Origin of the sequence: Streptomyces sp. NPDC048504 (genome assembly GCF_043200035.1) — a bacterium.
Lineage (GTDB): Bacteria > Actinomycetota > Actinomycetes > Streptomycetales > Streptomycetaceae > Streptomyces.
Map to the genome: position 1 here is coordinate 21,747 of NZ_JBICXA010000021.1, position 18,457 is coordinate 40,203.

Sequence of the window (18,457 nt, forward strand, 5' to 3'; positions counted from 1 at the left end):
GCCGGGTGCACGGGTACGGGATGGGTGTCGAACCCACGGAGGCGCGGCTGGCCATGGGCCAGGGCAAGCGCGGGCCAGGTGCGCGGGTCACGGGGTCAGTGCCAGACCCAAGGAGCGCGGCTGACCACGGGGCAGGTCACGCCCGGGTCGGGTGCACGGGTCACCGGGACGGCGCTGGACCCACGGAAGCCCGACTGACCACAGGACACGCCAGCCGCCTGACGGTCGCCGACGGCGTACGGCCGGCTTCGATGGCGTCCAGGAGCAGCCGGGCCGCCGCCTCGCCCATCGCCCGGTGTGGCAGCGCGATGGAGGTGAGCGGCGGGGTGAGGAACGCGGCCATGTGCTCCTGGTCGTCGTAACCGACCACCGACAGATCGGCGGGGACGTCGATCCCGAGCCGGGTCGCGGCGTGCAGGACGCCCGCCGCGACCCGGTCGTTGTAGCACAGGACGCCCGTGGGGCGAAGGCCCGGCTCGACCCCGTCGAGCAGGCGCAGCGCCCCCGCGTGTCCCGCGGAGATCTCCCCGCCGCCGCGCACGATCCACTCCGCGGGCACGGTGACGCCCTCGGCGCGCAGCGCGTCCCGGAAGCCGCGGGTACGTTCCACCGAGGCGATGTCGTCCAGACCACCGATCACGGCGAGCCGGCGGTGGCCAGCGGCGAGCAGCAGCCGGGCTGCGGTACGGCCACCGGCGCGCTCGGCGGGGACCACGGCGGGCAGGGAGTCGTCCTCGGGCAGGCAGTTGGCCAGCACGGAGTGGGTGCGGTGCAGGCCCTCGGGGACGCGGACCCGGCGCAGGGACATGGCCGCGTAGATGATGCCGTCCACGCGCCGGTCGAGCAGTTCCGCGACGGCCGCGTCCTCCTTGGCCGGGTCACCGCCGGAGTCGACGGTGAGGACGAGATGGTCCCTGTCCCAGGCGGTCTCCATGGCTCCGCGCAGCAGCCGGCCGGCGAACGGCGAGGACGCGATCTCGTCGGTGACCAGCCCGATCACGGCCGTACGGCGACGGCGCAGCCCGCGGGCCACCGGGTCGGGGCGGTAGCCCAGCTGGGCCGCGGCCTGCCGGATGCGTTCCTGGGTGGCGGGCGAGAGGTTGCCCTCGGCTCGGCCGTTGAACACGAAGGACACCGCGGTGTGCGACACGCCGGCGATCCGGGCGACGTCCCGTGACGTCGGGCGCCCGGTGCCCGTGTTCCTGCTCTCCTCGGCACCGCCCACGCCGTCCGCCGTCCTCGCCCAGCCCGTCCCTGTCGATCACCGTCCACCCTATCCGCGGGGAGCGCCACGGCACACAGGAGATCCTCAGAGCGCCGCAGCGCGGGCGTCCTACGTGCTCAGACTCACTGAGCCGGCTGAGCCGACGCACACCGCGTGCACGCCGGCGCAGGCGATGCGCGACAAAGCTCGACCGCTCGACCTCAGTTAGATGACCACGACCCTCTCCTTCCTCAGCTCTCAACGGGTGTAGCAGCTGGTCGACGAGTCCGCTCGGCCCCGGGCACCAGCGCCTCTTCCGGCAGGCCGGACGGCGCCGGACTACCGAAGAGTTCCTCGAAGGAGGCAGGTGCGTTCTCCCCGTCCGCCTCCAGGGCAGATCCGTCGGTGTGCGGCGTCATCTCAGGAACCATCACTCCCCTGGCACCTGCTGCCTTCTTGGCCGCCTTGAAGGCAGGGCCCAGCGTGGTCTGTCGGACCGGCTTTCCGTGATGACTCACCGTCAGGAGATCGTCGCGCTCTTCGGGAAGAGGGCGCCCACCACGCCGCTCGCGCACGCGCAGACCGCCGGCGGACGGCGGTGTGGTCCGCCGAGCCGTATGCGTGCGGTACCCGTGCTCGCGTACTCCAGGATCACCACGCCGGGTGTGGCCGTCGTGCCGACCCTGGCGTCGCTCATGCGGTCGAGGCTGATGATGCGCCCGTATCCGCGGAACGAGTCGATGATCGCCCGACGTCCGGTCGGATCCGCGCGGGCCGGACAGGCATCCGCGGAGTCGATCCCTCTCGCCGACGATTCGGCCGACGCAGCGGTGACCCTGCTGACCGTGCACCACTCGACCGACCTGAAACCTGCATCGGGGCACCGCTCCGGGTCACTCATCGGCGCGTCGTGATCTTCACCTGGGATCAGGTCGCCCTCCGCAGGTTCTGGCTGGTGGAGGAGTACGTGGCGGAGATGGCCGTGTTCGACGAGACGCGGGCCGTCGCGGTCGACCGGCCGGCCGCGCTGCTGGGAGGCGTCCGCATCGAGACGGGCCCGGTCCCGCACGACTGCACCGATGGATTCGAAGCCGATTTCTGGCGGCGACCCGAGGCATACCTCGATCCGCGGGTTCGGGCCGGCGCCGGCGGCCCCAGACCGGCGAGGAGGTCCTCCGCCCGGGCCTGACCTGCCTGCCCGACGAGCTGTCTTCCGTCCGGTCGCACGAACGCCATACCGATCTGCTCAACCGCGAAACACTCGATGCCGACTACCGGCTCTTCGTGGCCGACCGCCGGCGGCCCCACAGCTGAGCCCCATGGGGACGCGTGAAGTCTCGACCGACAGTCCGACCGAGCCTGTTTGAAGCCTCAGTCCTGAGGCGTCCGCAGTTGTCGAAACGTCCTGACAAACCGATTGACATCCCTCGGGGCCGGTCCCATAGTTACGAGCTACTAGAGCGCGCTAATGACGCGCTCTAGTAGACCTACCGCAAGCAGTCCCACCCATGACCGCTGCCACGACGCACCACCCCACCCACGCAAGGCATCGGTGGTCACCAACCCGCCTCGCCTGGGAACGAACACGTCTTCACCCCCGTCGCCAGGGATCTCCCCGACACACGCCGACGCCGGGCCGCACTCCGCCGGCCGGCCTCGGCCCGCGATCCGCTTCCCCCGGCACGAACCCCTACGAGTACGAACCCCAACAAGCACAGTGAGGTGCAAGGGACATGCACGGACACCGCAGAGCCGCCACCCTGACCGCCACCGTCCTGGTCGGCGCCCTGTTCGCCGCGGGCTGCTCCAGCAGCTCCGGCGGCAAGAAGTCCACGGAAGAAGGGGGCGCCGCCTCCGCGGGCAAGGCCACCACCCCTCGGATGACCGTGGCGATGGTCACCCATGCCGCCCCGGGCGACACGTTCTGGGACCTGGTCCGCAAGGGCGCCCAGGCCGCCGCCGCCAAGGACAACGTCAGGCTCGTCTACTCCAGCGACCCCAGCGCCGGCAACCAGGCCAACCTCGTGCAGAACGCGATCGACCAGAAGGTCGACGGCATCGCGCTCACCGCGGCCAAGCCGGACGCCATGAAGGACGTGGTGGCCAAGGCGAAGTCGGCCGGCATCCCCGTGGTCGGCTTCAACTCCGGTGTGAGCGACTGGAAGAAGCTCGGCATGCTGGAGTACTTCGGCCAGGACGAGAACATCGCCGGCCAGGCATTCGGCCAGCGACTCAACAAACTCGGCGCCAAACACGCCCTCTGCGTCGTCCAGGAACAAGGCCAGGTCGCCCTGGAAGCCCGCTGCGCCGGCTTGAAGAAGGGCTTCAGCGGCAAGACCGACATCCTCTACGTTAACGGCACCGACATGCCGTCCGTGAAGTCGACGATCACCGCGAAACTCAGCCAGGACTCCTCGATCGATCAGGTCGTCACCCTGGGCGCCCCGATCGCGCTGACGGCGATCCAGTCGTTGTCCGACTCCGGCAGCAAGGCCAAGGTCGCGACCTTCGACCTCAACCAGCAACTGGTGAAGGCCGTCCAGAACGGGTCCGTTGAGTTCGCCGTCGACCAACAGCCGTATCTGCAGGGCTACTTGGCGGTCGACTCGCTGTGGCTCTACAAGACCAACGGCAACTTCAGCGGCGGCGGCACCGCGCCTGTGCTGACCGGCCCGGCCTTCATCACCAAGGACAACGTGGACGCAGTGGCCAAGTTCGCCGCGAACGGGACGCGGTGACCGCTCCGCCCCGCTCGCCCCGGAACCGTACGTCCGTCTTTCAGGCCGGCGGTTCCGAGGCCGGTCCGCTACTCCCCCGGACCACCAGCTTCGGGTCCAACACCGCTTCCCTGGGCTCCAGTTCGGGCTTCTCCAGCCGCTCCACCGCGAAGCGCACCGCGTACTCCGCCATGAGCCCCGCGTCCTGACGGACGGTCGTCAGGCCCATCGGCATCAAGTGGGAGAGATGGCTGTCGTCGTAGCCGACGACGGACAGATCGCGCGGCACCTCGACGCCCGCCCTGGTCAGGGTCATCAACAGGCCCATCGCACAACGGTCGTTGCCGGCGAGGACCGCGGTCGGCAGGGGCTGCCCTCGGTCCCGTTCGGCGAGGAGGGTGTGGCCGGTCTCGATGCCCGACCGCTCGGTGTGGTCACCGGGGACGACGCGCACCTCGGACTCCAGCCCGTGGCGGCGCATCGCCGCCCGGTAGGCGCGGCGCCGGTCGGCCGAGCCGGGGCCGCTGCCACCGTCGATGTGCACGATACGGCGGTGGCCCAACTCGACGAGGTGGTCCATGGCCTGTCGTACGCCCTTGCCCTCGGCGGAGTGCACGAAGTCCACGTGGGCGTGCGGCACCCGGCGGCTGACGGAGACGGCGACCGTACGGCGCCCGAGTTCGTCGAGGAAGGAGGGCTCCGCGAAAGAGCCGAGCAGGATCAACGCCTCGCAGCGGTGGCTGAGCAGCGCCTCCACGGCCTTCTCCTCGCTGCGGCTCGGCGTGGCGCCGGACAGCAGAACCTCGTAGCCGAGGCGTTCGGCCTCGGGGTAGATGCCCTCGATGAGATCCGTGTGGAAGGGCTGCTGCACGGCGAACATCACGCCGAGCGTGCGGCTGTGGCCACGGGCGAGCAGCCTGGCCGCGCTGTCGGGGCGGTAGCCGATCTCGTCGGCTACCCGCAGGACCCGTTGCCGGGTCTCCTCGCTGGCCCCCGGCTGGTTGCGGAAGATGATCGAGACGAGCGCCCTGGAGACACCGGCCTTCTCGGCGACATCCGCCATCGTGGGCCGCTGCTTGCCCGATGCATCCACCTGTGAACCCACCCTTCGACGTGGCCCACCTTAGCCAGCGATCTCGAAATCTCCCGGCAACAGGCTATTGACATGACATTTGGACCAGGGTCATCGTACTCGTACTAGAGCGCGCTAGTAGAGCGCGACAGCAAATACCGCGAAACTCCCGATCTCGGGGTGAAGGGACATGTCATGGCAACGGCGCCAGGCCCGCTCCGCACCATCGCCGGCAACCTCTGCCTGGGCTCCGCCCCCGATTCCTGGGGCATCTGGTTCCCCGAGGACGAGCAGCAGGTGCCGTACACCCGCTTCCTCGACGAACTGGCCACGGCCGGTTACGAATGGCTGGAGCTCGGCCCCTACGGCTATCTCCCCACCGACCCGCAGCGGCTGAAGGAGGAGCTGGACGCCCGCGGGCTCCAGGTCTCCGGCGGCACCGCCTTCGGCGCGCTGCACCGGCCGGAGGTGTGGGACGAGATGCTCGCCCATGTCCGGCAGGTGGCCGCGCTGACCTCGGCCGCCGGCGCGCACCACCTCGTCCTCATCCCGCCGATGTACCGGGACGAGAAGACCGGCGCGTTCACCGAGTCGCCCGAGCTGACCGCCGCCCAGTGGGCCGGGTTCGGCCGTGCCGCCGACCGGCTCGGCAGGCTGTTGCTCGACGAGTACGACGTACGGCTCGTCCTCCATCCGCACGCGGACAGCCACATCCAGACCCAGCCGGAGATCGAGCGGCTGCTCAACGAGTCGGACTCCCGGTACACCAACCTCTGCCTGGACACCGGGCACGTGGCCTACGGCGGTGGCGACAACCTCGACCTGATCCGCCGCTTCGGCGAGCGCGTGGGCTACGTCCACATCAAGCAGATGGATCCCGGGGTGCTCGCCCAAGTCGCCGCGGAGGACCTGTCGTTCGGGGAGGCGGTCAAGCGCGGGGTGTGCGTGTCACCCCCGGCCGGTGTGCCGAACCCGGCCGACGTGGTGGCCGAACTCGCCCGGCTCGACGCCGAGTTGTTCGTCATCGTCGAGCAGGACCTGTACCCGTGCGCTCCCGAGGTGCCCTTGCCCATCGCGGTCAGCACGCGCGAGCACCTGGCCGGTTGCGGGCTGACGGGTACCCGCCGCCCGCACCTCGACCGATAGGAGGCAACGGCTATGGACGTCAGGGACGACACGACCACAGCCCCGGCCACCACGTTCGCGGACGACGCCCCTCCGGCGGTGTCGCGGCGGCTGCGGCTCATCACCGTCATCGCCACCTTCGGCGGACTGCTCTTCGGCTACGACACCGGCGTCATCAACGGCGCCCTGCCCTACATGACCGACGACCTGGGCCTGACCCCCTTCACCGAGGGCATGGTCACCAGCTCGCTGCTGCTCGGCGCGGCGGTGGGCGCGGTCACCGGCGGCCGGTTCTCGGACGCGCGCGGACGCCGCCGTACGATCCTCGTCCTCGCCGTGGTGTTCTTCGTCGGCGCACTCGGCTGCACGCTCGCGCCGAACACCGCCGTCATGGTGGTGGCCCGCTTCGTGCTCGGCCTCGCGGTCGGCGGCGCCTCGGTGACCGTGCCGGTCTACCTCGCCGAGATCTCGCCCGCCGAGCGGCGCGGGGCACTCGTCACCCGTAACGAACTCATGATCGTCAGCGGGCAGTTGCTGGCCTTCACCTCCAACGCGGTCATCGCGCGGGTGGGCGGTGAGTCCGGCGGAGTCTGGCGCTACATGCTCGTGCTCGCCACGATCCCGGCCGTCGTGCTCTGGTTCGGCATGCTGGTCATGCCGGAGAGCCCCCGCTGGCTGGCCTCCAAGACCCGCTTCACCGAAGCCCTCGACGTACTCAAGCAGGTCCGGTCCCAACAACGGGCCGAGGCCGAACTCGCCGAAGTCTCCGCGCTCGCCGTCAAGGAGGACCAGGCGAAGCTCGGCGGCTGGCAGGACATGAAGTCCACGCCGTGGCTGCGCAAGCTCATGTTCATCGGCTTCGGCATCGCGATCGTGCAGCAGATCACCGGCGTCAACACCATCATGTACTACGGCACCCAGATCCTCACCGACGCCGGCTTCACCGCCGACAGCGCCCTGACCGCGAACATCGCCAACGGCGTCATCTCGGTGCTCGCCACCTTCGTCGGCATCTGGCTGCTGGGCCGCGTCAACCGCCGCCCGATGCTGATGACCGGTCAGATCGGCACGACAGCAGCCCTGTTGCTCATCGGGGTCTTCTCCTTGGCGCTGCCGTCGGGTGACGGCCGGGCGTTCGCCGTGCTCGCCATGACGGTCACCTTCCTCGCCTTCCAGCAGGGGGCGATCTCGCCGGTGACCTGGCTGATGCTGTCGGAGATCTTCCCGATGCGGATGCGCGGCTTCGGGATGGGTGTCGCGGCCGTGGTGCTGTGGCTGACCAACTTCGCGATCGGGCTGGTCTTCCCGTCCCTGGTCTCCGCCATCGGAGTCTCCAACACCTTCTTCCTCTTCGTGGTGGCGGGCGTCTTCTCGTTCACCTTCGTCAGGCTCTACGTCCCCGAGACCAAGGGCCGCACCCTCGAAACCCTCGAAGCCGAACTCCGGGCGCGCTTCTCCTGACCTCGTCTGCATAAGGAATGACCATGACCGTACGTGTAGGAGTCATCGGCGCCGGCTGGATCGGCAAGGAACACATCCAACGCCTCACCCACACCGTCACTGGCGCCCGCGTCACCGCGGTCACCGACATCGACGCCGCCCGTGCCGAGGAGGCCGCGGCGCCGGTCGGTGCCCGGGTGCTGCCGGACGGCGCCGCCGTGATCGCGGCGGACGATGTCGACGCGGTCCTCGTGACGTCCTGGGGCCCGACCCACGCCGAGCACGTGCTGACCGCGATAGCCGCCGGGAAGCCCGTGTTCTGCGAGAAGCCGCTGGCCACGACCGCCGAGGACTGCCTGCGGATCATCGAGGCCGAGACGGCACACGGCCGCCGCCTGGTCCAGGTCGGCTTCATGCGCCGATACGACGCCGGATACCGGCAGTTGAAGCAGATCATCGACGACGGCCGCATCGGCGAGCCGCTGATCGTGCACTGCGCCCACCGCAACCCGACCGTGCCCGAGTCGTACACGTCCGACATGGCCGCTCTGGACACGGCGGTGCACGAGGTGGACGTACTGCGCTGGCTGCTCGACGACGAGATCGTCTCCACCCAGGTCGTCGTGCCGCGCTCCACCAGCAAGCGGTTCCCCCACCTCAAGGACCCGCAGATCATGCTCTTCGAAACCGCCAAGGGCATCCGCATCGACCTGGAGGTCTTCGTCAACTGCCAGTACGGCTACGACATCCAGTGCGAAGCGGTCGGCGAGGAAGGGCTCGTCCGGCTGCCCGACCCGGCCGCCGTCAGCTTGCGCACCGCCGGACAGCACAGCACGGAGGTGCTCACCGACTGGGTGGGCCGCTTCGCGGACGCCTTCAACACGGAGTTCCGCGAGTGGATCGCGGGGATCGCCGCCGGCAACGAACCCACCGGCCCCTCGGCCTGGGACGGCTACGCGGCCACCGTCATCACCAGCGCGACCGTCGAGGCCCTGGAGTCGGGCCACGTCGTCGCCACCGACCTCAAGCCCCGACCCGCCTTCTACGGAGGTGCCGCGTGAAGATCGCCCTCGACCCCTACATGTTCCGCGCCCTGCCCATCGACGACATGGTGCGCACGGTCGCCGAACTCGGCTACGACTACATCGAGTTGTCGCCCCGCGACGACTTCATGCCGTTCTTCCTGCACCCGCGTGCGGACGACGACCGCGTGGCGGAGCTGAAGAACTCCCTGCGCACGCACGGCGTCCAGCTGTCCTCCGTGCTCCCGCTGTACAAATGGTCCTCCCCGGACGAGACGGAGCGACAGACCGCCGTCCGCTACTGGAAGCGGATGATCGAGATCACCGCCGACCTCGAATGTCCCCTGATGAACTCGGAGTTCAACGGCCGCCCCGAGCGCGCCGCCGAGAGCGAAGCCGCCTTCTGGCGCTCGCTGGAGGAACTGCTCCCGGTCTTCGAGCGGGAAGGCATCGCCCTCAACCTGGAGGCCCACCCCGACGACTTCTGCGAGGAGAACACCCCCGCCGTCGACCTCGTCCGCGCCATCAACAAGCCCTGGGTGAACTACCTTTACTGCGCCCCGCACTCCTTCCACCTCTCGGGCTCCGACCCGACGGCGGACATCGCCGCGATGATGCGCTACGCCGGCGACAAGCTCCAGCACGTGCACATCGCCGACTCCTTCAACCACAAGGGGTCCAGCGGTCTGCGCTACATCCTCAACCCGCCCGGCACCACGGCCCGCATCCACCAGCACCTCGACATCGACCAGGGCGAAGTCGACTGGAACGCCTTCTTCGGCACCCTGCGCGAACTCGACTTCGACGGAGTCGCCACCGCCTGCGTCTTCGCCTGGGAGGAACGCGCCCGCGAATCCTCGGCGTTCATGCTCGACCGCATCACCAAGGAACTCACCGTGTGAACGACCACCCCATCAAGCCGACTTGAGATGCGCTCCGGGTGTCCGGGGGCCGGGTGGGCTCGGTGACATCGCTCATCGAGCCCCACCGCACCGTTCCCCCAATGCGTCACTTCAGTTGGTGTGATCGTGCGGCACCCTGGGGTGGTGACTGCTGTGCTTGTCCAACGGTTGGCGCCGGACGACCTGTGGGAGTTGTTCCAGCGGGTGGTCCCGCCGGCACCGGAGCGCCCACAGGACGGCCTGCCCGGCGTCACCGCCTTCCGCGGCAATAGGGATCGGAAATCCACCTCATCGTCGACCGCCACGGTCTGCCGTAGTCGATCGGAAATCTCCGCCGCGAACCTCCACGACCGCCACGCCCTCGTGCCGCTGGTCCGCGGCATCCCAACGCCTGGGCAAACACCGCAGAGCCGTGGAACCGGCCGTGTCCCGACTGTCCGGCTGCCGACGTCTGCAACGCCGCTACGAGCGAAAGGCCGAGCACTTTCTCGCCTTCACCGCCATTGCCGCGCCCTCATATGTCAACGGAGACGCACCGACAGAAATGACGTCTTGGTACGGGCGCCAGCAGTGTCCAGCAGGCAGCTGCCAGCCCCTGCCAAGATTCCCGATCGTGGCGACGTCCTGCCCCAGCAACGCGCCGACGCCGTGCAAGTCGTGCCGGCCGACGTACTCCCGCCAACCGTCACCTTCGAAACCGGGGGGTTCGGCGATCGCAAACCGATCGCGTCGAACACAACGAGGCACTGACCGTGTCCGCTCCGCCTTGGCGGGCGTGCGCATTTCTGCGGACTCCCGGGTCCTCCCAGTGAGAAGGGGGAAGCCCCCAGACACACGGATCGATTCCGACCACGCAGAAAAACCTGGTCAGAGCCCCACCGGAGGGCAAGTCCAGCCCTGCGAAAAGTAATGCCCAGTATGTACAAGGGAAAATCCAGTTCATCAGTCCGCAAATCGATCACTGGATCGGTGTAATCGGCACCTACGCCGTACCGCTCGGCGATCTAGCGTCGGAGTGCACGGGGCCGCACGGACCAGAAAGGCATCCAGACACTCATGCCCATCCCGCATACCGACGTCATGCCCGAAGCCGAGTTCGACACCCTGACCGTTTCCCGCGGCGGCGGGCTCCCGCCGGCCGTCGACCTCCTCCAGCCCGTCGACGAGTTGCCCGAGTTCGCGTCGGAGCCCGACCTGGTCTGCCGCCGGGTACGCGACGAGCTGATGCTCGACGGCAACGCGCGTCTGAACCTCGCCACCTTCGTGACGACCTGGATGGAGCCGCAGGCAAGGGAGTTGATGGCGGAGACCGCCGAGAAGAACCTCGCCGACCGCGCCGAGTACCCGCAGATCACCGCGATGGAAGAGCGCTGCGTACGGATGCTCGCCCGGCTCTGGCACGCGCCGCACGCGGAGCAGGTCCGCGGCTGCTCGACCACCGGCTCCAGCGAGGCCGCGATGCTCGGCGGGCTCGCGCTCAAGCGCCGCTGGCAGGAACGCCGCCGCGCCCAGGGCAAGGACACCGCGCGCCCGAACATCGTGATGGGCGCGAACGTCCAGGTGTGCTGGAAGAAGTTCGCCAACTACTTCGAGGTGGAGCCGCGTTACGTCCCGATGGAGCCGGGCCGCTACCACCTCACGGCCGACACGCTGACCGCCTACTGCGACGACAACACCATCGGCGTCGTGACGATCCTCGGGTCCACGTTCGACGGTTCCTACGAGCCCGTCGCGGACATCTGCGTGGCCCTGGACGGCTACCAGGCCGCCACCGGCACCGACATCCCCGTGCATGTCGACGGCGCGTCCGGCGCGATGGTCGCCCCGTTCCTCGACCCGGGCCTCATGTGGGACTTCCAGCTCGAACGCGTCGCCTCCATCAACACCTCGGGACACAAGTACGGCCACGTCTTCCCGGGGCTCGGCTGGGCGTTGTGGCGCAACGCGGAAGCCCTCCCCGACGACCTGGTGTTCGAGGTCGACTACCTCGGCGGCAGCTCCCCCAGCTTCACCCTCAACTTCTCCCGCCCGGGCGCGCATGTCGTCGCGCAGTACTACAGCTTCCTCCGCTACGGCGTGGAAGGGCTGCGCAATCTGGCGGCGCAGAGCCGCTCCACGGCCCGCGCACTCGCCACGCGCATCGAGACCATCGCGCCGTACGAGTTGATCACGGACGGCTCCGAACTCCCGGCGTTCGCCTTCCGGTTGACGCCCGGCACGCAGGGCTTCACGGTGTTCGACGTCTCCCACGCGATGCGCGCCCGCGGCTGGCACCTGCCCGCCTACAGCTTCCCCGCGCCCTGCCAGGACGTCTCCGTCCTACGTCTCGTGGTGCGCACCGGGTTCACCGCCGAACTCGCGGGCATGTTCATCGCCGACCTGACCGAGGTCACCAGGAACCTCCACGAGACCCGCCCGACGCTCACGCCACCGCACCAGCCGCTCGTCACCGCCTGACGACACACCCCCGCTCTCCCCTGCACCTCCGTGACGGCCAACTCACCTTTCCCGGCGCCGAATTGAGCGTCGGACGGTACGCGGTCCGCAGCGACACCCGTCAGTGGGTGTGGCGGCGGACCGCGTCCAGCAGTTGGTCGATGTCGTCGGCACTGTGCGAGAAGGCTGTGACGAAGCGGACGATGCCCGGCTCCCAGCGGTCGTGGTAGAAGGCGTAGCCCTCGGCGAGGAGTCCTTCGGTGACCTGCTGAGGCAGACGGCAGAAGAGGATGTTGGCCTGCGGGACGGCCAACAGGCCTGCCCCGGCGATGGACTTGAGGCCGTCGCCGAGGCGGGTGGCCATCGCGTTGGCCTGGCGGGCGTTGCGCAGCCAGAGATCGTCGGTGAGATACGCGTCGATCTGGGCCGTGTTGAAGCGCATCTTGGAGGCGAGTTGCCCGGCGCGCTTGGCGCGGAAGGCCAGTTCACCGGCGAGCGTGGGGTCGAAGGAGACGATGGCGTCGGCGGTCATCGCACCGTTCTTGGTGGCGCCGAAGGACAGTACGTCGATGCCCGCCTTCCACGTCATCTCGGCCGGGGTGGCGCCGAGTTGGACCAGGGCATTGGCGAAGCGCGCCCCGTCCATGTGGAAGCGCAGCCCCGCGTCCTCGGCGATGGCGGAGAGTTCGCGGATCTCCTCCAGGGTGTAGACGCTGCCGCTCTCGGTGGCCTGGCTGATGCTCACGGCGGACGGCTGCACGCTGTGCACGTCACCGGCCCGGCGACGCACCGCCGTCCGCAGCGCCTCGGGGTCGATCTTGCTGTCGGCGCCCGGGACACCGACGAGTTTGGCCCCGTTGGTGAAGAACTCCGGCGCGCCGCATTCGTCGGTGTTGATGTGGCTGTCCGGGTGGGAGAGCACGCTCCCCCACGGCGGGGTGAGAGCCGCCAGGCTCAGGCCGTTGGCCGCGGACCCGGTGGAGACGGGGAAGACATCGACGTCCCGCTCGAAGATCTCGCCGAGCCTGCGGCGGGCGCTGTCGGTGAAGGGGTCGTTGCCGTAGGGCAGAACCTGCCCGGCGGCCGCGTCGGCGACGGCGCGGGCTATCTGCGGGGACGCTCCGGCCATGTTGTCGCTGATGAAGGCACGACTGGAGGGAGTGGTGGCGATGGCGGAGGTGCTCATGAGCGGGGGTTCCTCGGTCTCAAATACGGCTCAGATCCCGGCTGTTGACGGTGTCTCAGGTGCTGATGGGAGAGGCGAAGACGACGGTGATGTCGACCTCCTCGGCGCCGGTCCGGTAGAAGTGCGGGGCGTCTCCGGCGAAGGCGAGCATGTCGCCGGGGCCCAGGTCCTGCGGGGCGTCGACGGGGCCGGCGGTGACGTGTCCGGTGGCGATGAGCAGGTGCTCGATGGTGCCGGTGGCGTGCGGTACGCCGGCCAGCTCCGTCTCCGGCGGGATGCGCAGCCGCCAGATCTCCAGGCTGTTGCCGCTGCTGATCCGGCGTAGCAACTCCCTTGAGACCTCGCCGGGTTCGATGTCCGTGCCCGGCCGGAAGACCGGCCCGGTGTCGGCGTCGCGCGCCAGCAGGTCGGCGATCGGGATGCGCAGGGCGATCGCGATCGCGTCCAGGGTGTCGATCGTGGGATTGCCGTTCCCGGCCTCCAACTGCGACAGGGTGGCCTTGCTCAGCCCGGCCCGCCTGGCCATCTCGGCGGCGCTCATCCCGCGCTGCTGACGGCGCAGCCGGATCTTCGCGCCGACCGCGGCCGCGGTACTGCTCACCGGCCGACGGCCGGACGGCGGGGGTGTCATCAACGGCTCCGGTGGGTCGCGGTGTAGGACACGCGGATACGGCCCTTCTTGACCTTCAGCGTCGGCAGGACCACGGTGGCCAGGTCCCCGAGGCTGCGCACATGCGTGCCGCCGCACGGCGCGGAGTGCGGCGCGTCGATATGCACCACGCGCCGCCCATCGGGGAGATACCGCGCGGAGACCGGCAGATCGTCGGCGACCGCGGCCGCCACCGCGGCGCGCAGCAAGGAGGTCACTTCCTCCCGCCCGTCCGGGTCGGCCAGCCGTACGTCCGCGTGCGGCGCCCGGAACTCGATCCGAGCCTGACCGGGAAAGTGAATACTCCCGGCCATCTCCCACCCCTGCATCCGCCCGACCGCCTCGACGAGGTGCCCGGCCGTGTGCAGCGCCGCATGCAGCATCCGTTCCCGCAGATCGATCCGGGCCCGCACCGACTCCCCCACGGCGAGGTCCGGAAGACCCCCGCCCTCAGCCGCCGTAGCCACGACCAGCCCCGACTCCCGTTCCCGGACCGGCACGACCTCCGCATCCCCCAACCACCCGCGGTCGGCGGGCTGTCCCCCGCCCTGCGGATGAAAGAGACAGTGCTCCACGGCCGCCCAGGGCGCCCCGTCCCTCTCGCCGACCGCGATCACCCGCGTGTCGACCTGCTCCAGGTACGTGTCGTCGAGGTAGGCGCTGATCTGTGCGCCGACCCGAGAAGCCGCAATCGAATGAACCATGCGTTCACTATACCGAACTCCGCGAGAGGCGTCGAACGCATCGTTCACTTTAATCAACGATTCCACGCACCCATCGAAGCCGGACCCGCCCCCCAGGGACCCGCCCCCACTCGCACGGAGGCCAGAAACCGACGAATGCGAGAACACCCGGACCACAGGAACCGCTCCGGCAAGCGACGCATCAGGAATCACGCCAATGTCGGTATCCGAGGCATCACATCCAACAGGCGCACCAACACCCCCACGCGCCTCACCCGCCCACCGTCGTCCTCAAAAAGTCCCCCTCGCCCCGCCGGTCGCCCGACCCGGCGGGGCGAAGCGCATCCCTCGTTTGCGAAACAGAACAGCTCGAACCGCACACAGGACGCGAACTCCAGGTGGGTTACGATCGATTGGTACGTAGGCACTCTTGAGTGCGTTGCAGTCCTGACGGGAGAACCAGGTGGCCACCAAGGCGAAGCAGGCGCGTCAGATCGAGCCCGGCACGTACGAGGCGTACATGCACGACTGCCCGGCGGTGGCCCTGCTCTCCACGATCAGCAACCGGTGGGTCAGCCTGACGATGTGCACCCTCGGGTCCTTCGGCGAGCCGATGCGTTACAGCCACATCAGCCGCGAGATCCCGGGCGTGAGCCAGAAGATGCTCACCCAGACGCTGCGCATGCTCGAACGCGACGGCATGGTGGACCGGACGGTCACGCCGACCGTGCCGGTACGCGTCGACTACGAGTTGACCCCGCTCGGGCAGGGCCTCTACGGCCTGCTGTCCCAGGTGCGCGACTGGGCCGCCGAGAAGACCGACGAGGTCGACGAGGCGCGAGGACGCTACGACGCCCGGCAGACCGACCAGTGACGACGGGCGGCGGACACCAGCCCCTCCCACCTGACGGGCTGTAACGCACTTTAAAGTGCCTACTTACTAGTCGATCGTAACCCGCCTAGCGTTTGTGGCGTTCGGATACGCAAACGGATTGGCGGACATCATGCGCGCTGCAGTCGTCAGGAAGACCGGTGGACCCGAGGCCGTCGAGGTCCTGGAGGTTCCCCTCCCGGAACCGGGCCCCTTCGAGATCCGCGTCAAGGTCGCGGCCGCCGCGCTCAATCCCGCCGACGCCGCCGTGTGGGGCGGGTTCTTCGGGCCGTTGGACGAGGTCGAATACACCGGTCTCGGGCTGGACGCCGCCGGGACGATCGACGCGGTCGGTACGGGAGTCCTCCTCAAGGTCGGAACGCCGGTCATCGTGTTCCACTCCCCCGTACAGCGCCCCACCAAGGCCCAGGCCGAGTACCTGGTGACCGACCTCAACTCCATCGCCCCCTCCCCTGAGGGCATGGACCTGACGCTCGCGGCGACGATCCCCCTCAACGCGATGACCGCCTCGATGGCCCTGGACCACCTCCCGCTGCGCCCTCGCGACACTCTGCTCATCACGGGCGCCGCCGGGGCCGTGGGCGGCTACGCCGTCGAGTTGGCACGGATGCGGGGTGTGCGGATCGCCGCGCAGGGGCGGCCCGAGGACGAGGAGTTCCTCCGCGAGCGCGGCGCCACCTGGTTCGTGTCCCGCGAGGAGGAACTGAGCGAGGCGGTACGCCGGTTCGTGCCGGAAGGCGTGGACGGCGTGCTCGACGCGGCGGCGCTGGGCGCACCCGCGCTGGCGGCCGTCCGCGACGGCGGCATCTTCGTGAGCGTGCGGGTCGACGTGCTGCCGACGCCGGAGCGGGGTGTGGTCGTACGCCACACCGCCGCCGGCCCCGAACCCACCCGTCTCGCCCACCTCTCCGCCCTCGCCGAGGTCGGCGTCCTCACGCCACGCGTGGCGCGGACCTACCCCCTGTCCCAGGCGCCCGAAGCCCACGCCCAGCTCGCCCGGGGCGGCCGGCGCGGCCGGATCGTACTGGTGCCGTAGACCCCGGGACCACCCTGCGGCGACGGCTTCCTCCGCGGAAGCGGAGGAAGCCTCTCCGTGTCTATTGTCAGCCCGAATCCGCAGATGTCCCCTGGCGCGGTAGAGATCGAAAGCCGACACTCTTCGGCCCGCGATGGCAGACCGACTTCGCTGGTGTTCGACCTGCGTCGGCACGTCGCCGAATCAGGTTTGTCGTCGCCAGTGTCGAATACCGCGTCGCACCCGACGGTGGCACCTACGTGGACTCCGTCCACGATGCGCGGGCCGCCCTCACCTATCTGCGGCAGCATGCGGACGATTTCGGTATCGACCCGCGTGCGGTTGCCCTCTGGGGAGAGTCGGCCGGTGGTCATGTGGCGGACCTGACCGGCGTCAACAATGACCTGCCCGAGTTCGCGGGAGACCCGGGTTCTTCCTCAACAGGGACCGTTCAAGCGGTGGTTGACGCCTTCGGCACCTCCCTGATCTCGGCGATCGCCGACGACTTCGACGAGCCGGCGCGACTCCACTACCAGCGCACGGCCACGCATTTCTCCGCCTATGTCGGCAAGGCGGGCGCACCGTTCTCGGAGATTCCCGAGGCGGTCGGTGCCGCGGATCCCGCGACCTATGTGGCTGCTTCGGCGCCGCCGTTCCTCCTCCTCCACGGCAGCGACGACATGCTCGTCTCCTCCTCCCAGACGCAGCACGTGCACAAGGCTCTTCTCAGTGCCGGCGTGGAAAGCACCCGCTATGTAGTGGCCGGGGCCAATCACAGCGATTTCGGAGTCCTCGCGGATTCGGATGCCGCCCTCGCCTGGTCGTCCGCGACCGTCATGGACGTCATCACCGCATTCCTGCACCGCCATCTCGACGGCGCCGACCTGCCGAAGTGAGCGAGCTCTCCGCCCCTGGGACCACCGGGTGAGTCGCTCAGTGGGCCTGCTCGTTTCCCGTGAACATGTCGAGCAGGCTCTGCGGCGCGTTGTCGCCGAAGAGAGCCTCATTCAGGTCGGCGCCATCGGCTGCGGCCGCGGCGCTGCGTTGGAAGAGGGGCTGTTCGTATGCGGTGAGGGCGGCTTCGGGGTTGTCGGGGTGGGAGGCGAGGGCCTTGCCGAGTTCGGCGCCGTCGTACATGGCCAGGTTGGCGCCTTCTCCGTTCGGGGCCGAGAGGTGGGCGGCGTCGCCGAGCAGGGTTACGCCGGGCACACGGTCCCACCGGTGCTCGGCGAGGAGCGCGTAGAGGGGCCGTAGGACCAGCGGGGTGTCGCTGTCGGTGATCAGGGCGGTGAGCTCCGGGGCCCAGCCGTGGAACTCCCGCACGATCCGCTGGGCTGCCGTGGCGGAATCGGTGAAGTCGATGTCGGCGAACCAGTTCTGCGGCCTGGACAGCGCCACGTAGGTGTGGAGGGTGCCGCCGCTCTCACGGTGGGCCTGGATGCCCTTGCCCGGTGCGAGCGCGAACAAGGACCCGCCGCCGACCGCCTTCGCGGCGGCGGGGTGACGGGCGTCGGCGTCGTACAGGTAGGTCTCGACGTACGACTTGCCGGTGTATTCGGGTGCCGCGCCGGACAGCAGCGGTCGGACCCGTGACCATGCGCCGTCCGCGCCGACCAGGAGGCTCGTGGTGATGGTGGTGCCGTCGGCGAAGGTCACCTCGTGGCGGCCCTCGCCGAGGGCGCGGACGCCGCTGACCTTGTGCCCCCACCGGACGGTGCCGGGCGGGAGCGAGTCGAGCAGGATCCGTCGCAGTTCGCCGCGCAGCACCTCGGGGCGTCCGCGCGTGCTGTCGTCGTCGAAGAGGACGGTCCCGTCCGGGGCGAGGACCCGTGTCGCCTCACGGCCCTCCAGCACGAGGCCGCGAAACTCCTCGGTCAGGCCTGCCGCGTCGAGGGCCGGCTGGCCGTTGTCCTCGTGGATGTCGAGCATCCCGCCCTGCGGACGTGCGGTCGGGGCGGGCTCCGCCTCGTAGACGGTGGCGGGGATGCCGTGGACGTGCAGGACGCGGGCGAGAGTGAGGCCGCCGAGTCCGGCGCCGATGATCGTGACGTGCGTGCTCATGGTGTCTCCTCAGGAATGCGGGTCGCCCGGTTGGCTCCGGCCGACCTCCCTGG

18 protein-coding genes and 1 pseudogene are annotated in these 18,457 nt (G+C 69.4%); 12 read left to right on the forward strand and 7 right to left on the reverse strand.

Annotation, left to right across the window (positions count from 1 at the left end):
* Window positions 1–160 precede the first annotated feature (160 nt).
* Together ACGFY9_RS40445 and ACGFY9_RS40450 are read right to left on the reverse strand one after the other, a co-directional pair.
* Window positions 161–1,225: a LacI family DNA-binding transcriptional regulator gene (locus ACGFY9_RS40445; RefSeq protein WP_393762819.1), complete on the reverse strand. Its 1,065-nt coding sequence runs from the start codon at window positions 1,223–1,225 to the stop codon at window positions 161–163.
* Window positions 1,226–1,724: 499 nt separating this feature from the next.
* Window positions 1,725–1,901, reverse strand: a complete 177-nt coding sequence (locus ACGFY9_RS40450; protein WP_393762820.1) for a hypothetical protein — start codon at window positions 1,899–1,901, stop codon at window positions 1,725–1,727.
* Here ACGFY9_RS40450 and ACGFY9_RS40455 point away from each other — a divergent pair.
* From ACGFY9_RS40455 to ACGFY9_RS40465, 3 genes are all read left to right on the forward strand, one after another.
* On the forward strand, window positions 1,900–2,118 hold the full coding sequence (locus ACGFY9_RS40455; RefSeq protein ID WP_393762821.1) for a methyltransferase domain-containing protein: 219 nt from the start codon (window positions 1,900–1,902) through the stop codon (window positions 2,116–2,118). The genes ACGFY9_RS40450 and ACGFY9_RS40455 overlap by 2 nt on opposite strands.
* Window positions 2,115–2,393 (forward strand): hypothetical protein, encoded by a 279-nt coding sequence (locus ACGFY9_RS40460; RefSeq protein WP_393762823.1) that lies wholly within the window; start codon window positions 2,115–2,117, stop codon window positions 2,391–2,393. Before ACGFY9_RS40455 ends, ACGFY9_RS40460 begins: the two co-directional genes overlap by 4 nt.
* 544 nt (window positions 2,394–2,937) lie before the next feature.
* Window positions 2,938–3,942: a sugar ABC transporter substrate-binding protein gene (locus ACGFY9_RS40465; RefSeq protein ID WP_393762825.1), complete on the forward strand. Its 1,005-nt coding sequence runs from the start codon at window positions 2,938–2,940 to the stop codon at window positions 3,940–3,942.
* A gap of 40 nt (window positions 3,943–3,982) precedes the next feature.
* On the opposite strand, the gene ACGFY9_RS40470 is transcribed toward ACGFY9_RS40465, so the two are convergent.
* Complete coding sequence (locus ACGFY9_RS40470) at window positions 3,983–4,984, reverse strand: LacI family DNA-binding transcriptional regulator (RefSeq protein WP_393763188.1); 1,002 nt, start codon at window positions 4,982–4,984, stop codon at window positions 3,983–3,985.
* Between the two features lie 204 nt (window positions 4,985–5,188).
* Here ACGFY9_RS40470 and ACGFY9_RS40475 point away from each other — a divergent pair, with 204 nt between their 5' ends.
* The 6 genes and pseudogenes from ACGFY9_RS40475 to ACGFY9_RS40500 all read left to right on the forward strand — a co-directional run bounded on the left by ACGFY9_RS40475 (window position 5,189) and on the right by ACGFY9_RS40500 (window position 11,939).
* Window positions 5,189–6,139 (forward strand): TIM barrel protein, encoded by a 951-nt coding sequence (locus ACGFY9_RS40475; RefSeq protein ID WP_393762827.1) that lies wholly within the window; start codon window positions 5,189–5,191, stop codon window positions 6,137–6,139.
* 12 nt (window positions 6,140–6,151) lie between these two features.
* Window positions 6,152–7,579 carry a sugar porter family MFS transporter gene (locus ACGFY9_RS40480; protein WP_393762829.1) on the forward strand — a complete coding sequence of 476 codons (1,428 nt, stop codon included), beginning with the start codon at window positions 6,152–6,154 and terminating at the stop codon, window positions 7,577–7,579.
* A 23-nt stretch (window positions 7,580–7,602) separates the two neighbouring features.
* Window positions 7,603–8,619 carry a Gfo/Idh/MocA family oxidoreductase gene (locus tag ACGFY9_RS40485; RefSeq protein ID WP_393762831.1) on the forward strand — a complete coding sequence of 339 codons (1,017 nt, stop codon included), beginning with the start codon at window positions 7,603–7,605 and terminating at the stop codon, window positions 8,617–8,619.
* Window positions 8,616–9,482 carry a sugar phosphate isomerase/epimerase family protein gene (locus ACGFY9_RS40490; protein ID WP_393762833.1) on the forward strand — a complete coding sequence of 289 codons (867 nt, stop codon included), beginning with the start codon at window positions 8,616–8,618 and terminating at the stop codon, window positions 9,480–9,482. The genes ACGFY9_RS40485 and ACGFY9_RS40490 overlap by 4 nt, the downstream gene beginning before the upstream one ends.
* Before the next feature lie 144 nt (window positions 9,483–9,626).
* Window positions 9,627–10,022: pseudogene (locus ACGFY9_RS40495) on the forward strand (hypothetical protein); the annotation flags it as partial.
* Between the two features lie 516 nt (window positions 10,023–10,538).
* Complete coding sequence (locus tag ACGFY9_RS40500; protein ID WP_393762835.1) at window positions 10,539–11,939, forward strand: glutamate decarboxylase; 1,401 nt, start codon at window positions 10,539–10,541, stop codon at window positions 11,937–11,939.
* Window positions 11,940–12,039: 100 nt separating this feature from the next.
* Here the strand turns inward: ACGFY9_RS40500 and ACGFY9_RS40505 are convergent, their stop codons facing one another.
* Genes ACGFY9_RS40505 through ACGFY9_RS40515 form a run of 3 tightly spaced genes read right to left on the reverse strand, consistent with a single transcriptional unit; the run spans window position 12,040 to window position 14,457 of the window.
* Complete coding sequence (locus ACGFY9_RS40505) at window positions 12,040–13,104, reverse strand: threonine aldolase family protein (RefSeq protein ID WP_393762837.1); 1,065 nt, start codon at window positions 13,102–13,104, stop codon at window positions 12,040–12,042.
* 55 nt (window positions 13,105–13,159) lie between these two features.
* Window positions 13,160–13,705, reverse strand: coding sequence for an XRE family transcriptional regulator (locus tag ACGFY9_RS40510; RefSeq protein ID WP_329551050.1), 546 nt, complete (start codon window positions 13,703–13,705; stop codon window positions 13,160–13,162).
* A 29-nt stretch (window positions 13,706–13,734) separates the two neighbouring features.
* On the reverse strand, window positions 13,735–14,457 hold the full coding sequence (locus ACGFY9_RS40515; protein WP_393762839.1) for a metal-dependent hydrolase: 723 nt from the start codon (window positions 14,455–14,457) through the stop codon (window positions 13,735–13,737).
* Between the two features lie 442 nt (window positions 14,458–14,899).
* Between ACGFY9_RS40515 and ACGFY9_RS40520 the strand changes: the two genes are divergently transcribed.
* From ACGFY9_RS40520 to ACGFY9_RS40530, 3 genes are all read left to right on the forward strand, one after another.
* The gene (locus ACGFY9_RS40520) at window positions 14,900–15,310 is read left to right on the forward strand and encodes a winged helix-turn-helix transcriptional regulator (RefSeq protein WP_393762841.1); all 411 of its coding nucleotides are present in this window, start codon (window positions 14,900–14,902) and stop codon (window positions 15,308–15,310) included.
* Between the two features lie 130 nt (window positions 15,311–15,440).
* Window positions 15,441–16,364, forward strand: a complete 924-nt coding sequence (locus tag ACGFY9_RS40525) for a zinc-binding dehydrogenase (RefSeq protein WP_393762843.1) — start codon at window positions 15,441–15,443, stop codon at window positions 16,362–16,364.
* Window positions 16,365–16,546: 182 nt separating this feature from the next.
* A complete protein-coding gene (locus tag ACGFY9_RS40530; RefSeq protein ID WP_393763190.1) occupies window positions 16,547–17,239 on the forward strand; it encodes an alpha/beta hydrolase fold domain-containing protein in 693 nt (230 codons plus the stop codon).
* Between the two features lie 37 nt (window positions 17,240–17,276).
* Here the strand turns inward: ACGFY9_RS40530 and ACGFY9_RS40535 are convergent, their stop codons facing one another.
* Window positions 17,277–18,404: an FAD-dependent oxidoreductase gene (locus ACGFY9_RS40535; RefSeq protein WP_393762845.1), complete on the reverse strand. Its 1,128-nt coding sequence runs from the start codon at window positions 18,402–18,404 to the stop codon at window positions 17,277–17,279.
* Window positions 18,405–18,457 lie beyond the last annotated feature (53 nt).

What these genes read in the sequence shown, in the direction of transcription:
- ACGFY9_RS40455 (WP_393762821.1), top strand. Translation starts at nt 1,900, where the DNA reads ATGCGGTCGAGGCTGATGATGCGCCCGTATCCGCGGAACGAGTCGATG.
- ACGFY9_RS40450 (WP_393762820.1), bottom strand. Translation starts at nt 1,901, where the DNA reads ATGAGCGACGCCAGGGTCGGCACGACGGCCACACCCGGCGTGGTGATC.
- ACGFY9_RS40465 (WP_393762825.1), top strand. Translation starts at nt 2,938, where the DNA reads ATGCACGGACACCGCAGAGCCGCCACCCTGACCGCCACCGTCCTGGTC.
- ACGFY9_RS40470 (WP_393763188.1), bottom strand. Translation starts at nt 4,984, where the DNA reads ATGGCGGATGTCGCCGAGAAGGCCGGTGTCTCCAGGGCGCTCGTCTCG.
- ACGFY9_RS40475 (WP_393762827.1), top strand. Translation starts at nt 5,189, where the DNA reads ATGGCAACGGCGCCAGGCCCGCTCCGCACCATCGCCGGCAACCTCTGC.
- ACGFY9_RS40480 (WP_393762829.1), top strand. Translation starts at nt 6,152, where the DNA reads ATGGACGTCAGGGACGACACGACCACAGCCCCGGCCACCACGTTCGCG.
- ACGFY9_RS40485 (WP_393762831.1), top strand. Translation starts at nt 7,603, where the DNA reads ATGACCGTACGTGTAGGAGTCATCGGCGCCGGCTGGATCGGCAAGGAA.
- ACGFY9_RS40500 (WP_393762835.1), top strand. Translation starts at nt 10,539, where the DNA reads ATGCCCATCCCGCATACCGACGTCATGCCCGAAGCCGAGTTCGACACC.
- ACGFY9_RS40505 (WP_393762837.1), bottom strand. Translation starts at nt 13,104, where the DNA reads ATGAGCACCTCCGCCATCGCCACCACTCCCTCCAGTCGTGCCTTCATC.
- ACGFY9_RS40515 (WP_393762839.1), bottom strand. Translation starts at nt 14,457, where the DNA reads ATGGTTCATTCGATTGCGGCTTCTCGGGTCGGCGCACAGATCAGCGCC.
- ACGFY9_RS40525 (WP_393762843.1), top strand. Translation starts at nt 15,441, where the DNA reads ATGCGCGCTGCAGTCGTCAGGAAGACCGGTGGACCCGAGGCCGTCGAG.
- ACGFY9_RS40535 (WP_393762845.1), bottom strand. Translation starts at nt 18,404, where the DNA reads ATGAGCACGCACGTCACGATCATCGGCGCCGGACTCGGCGGCCTCACT.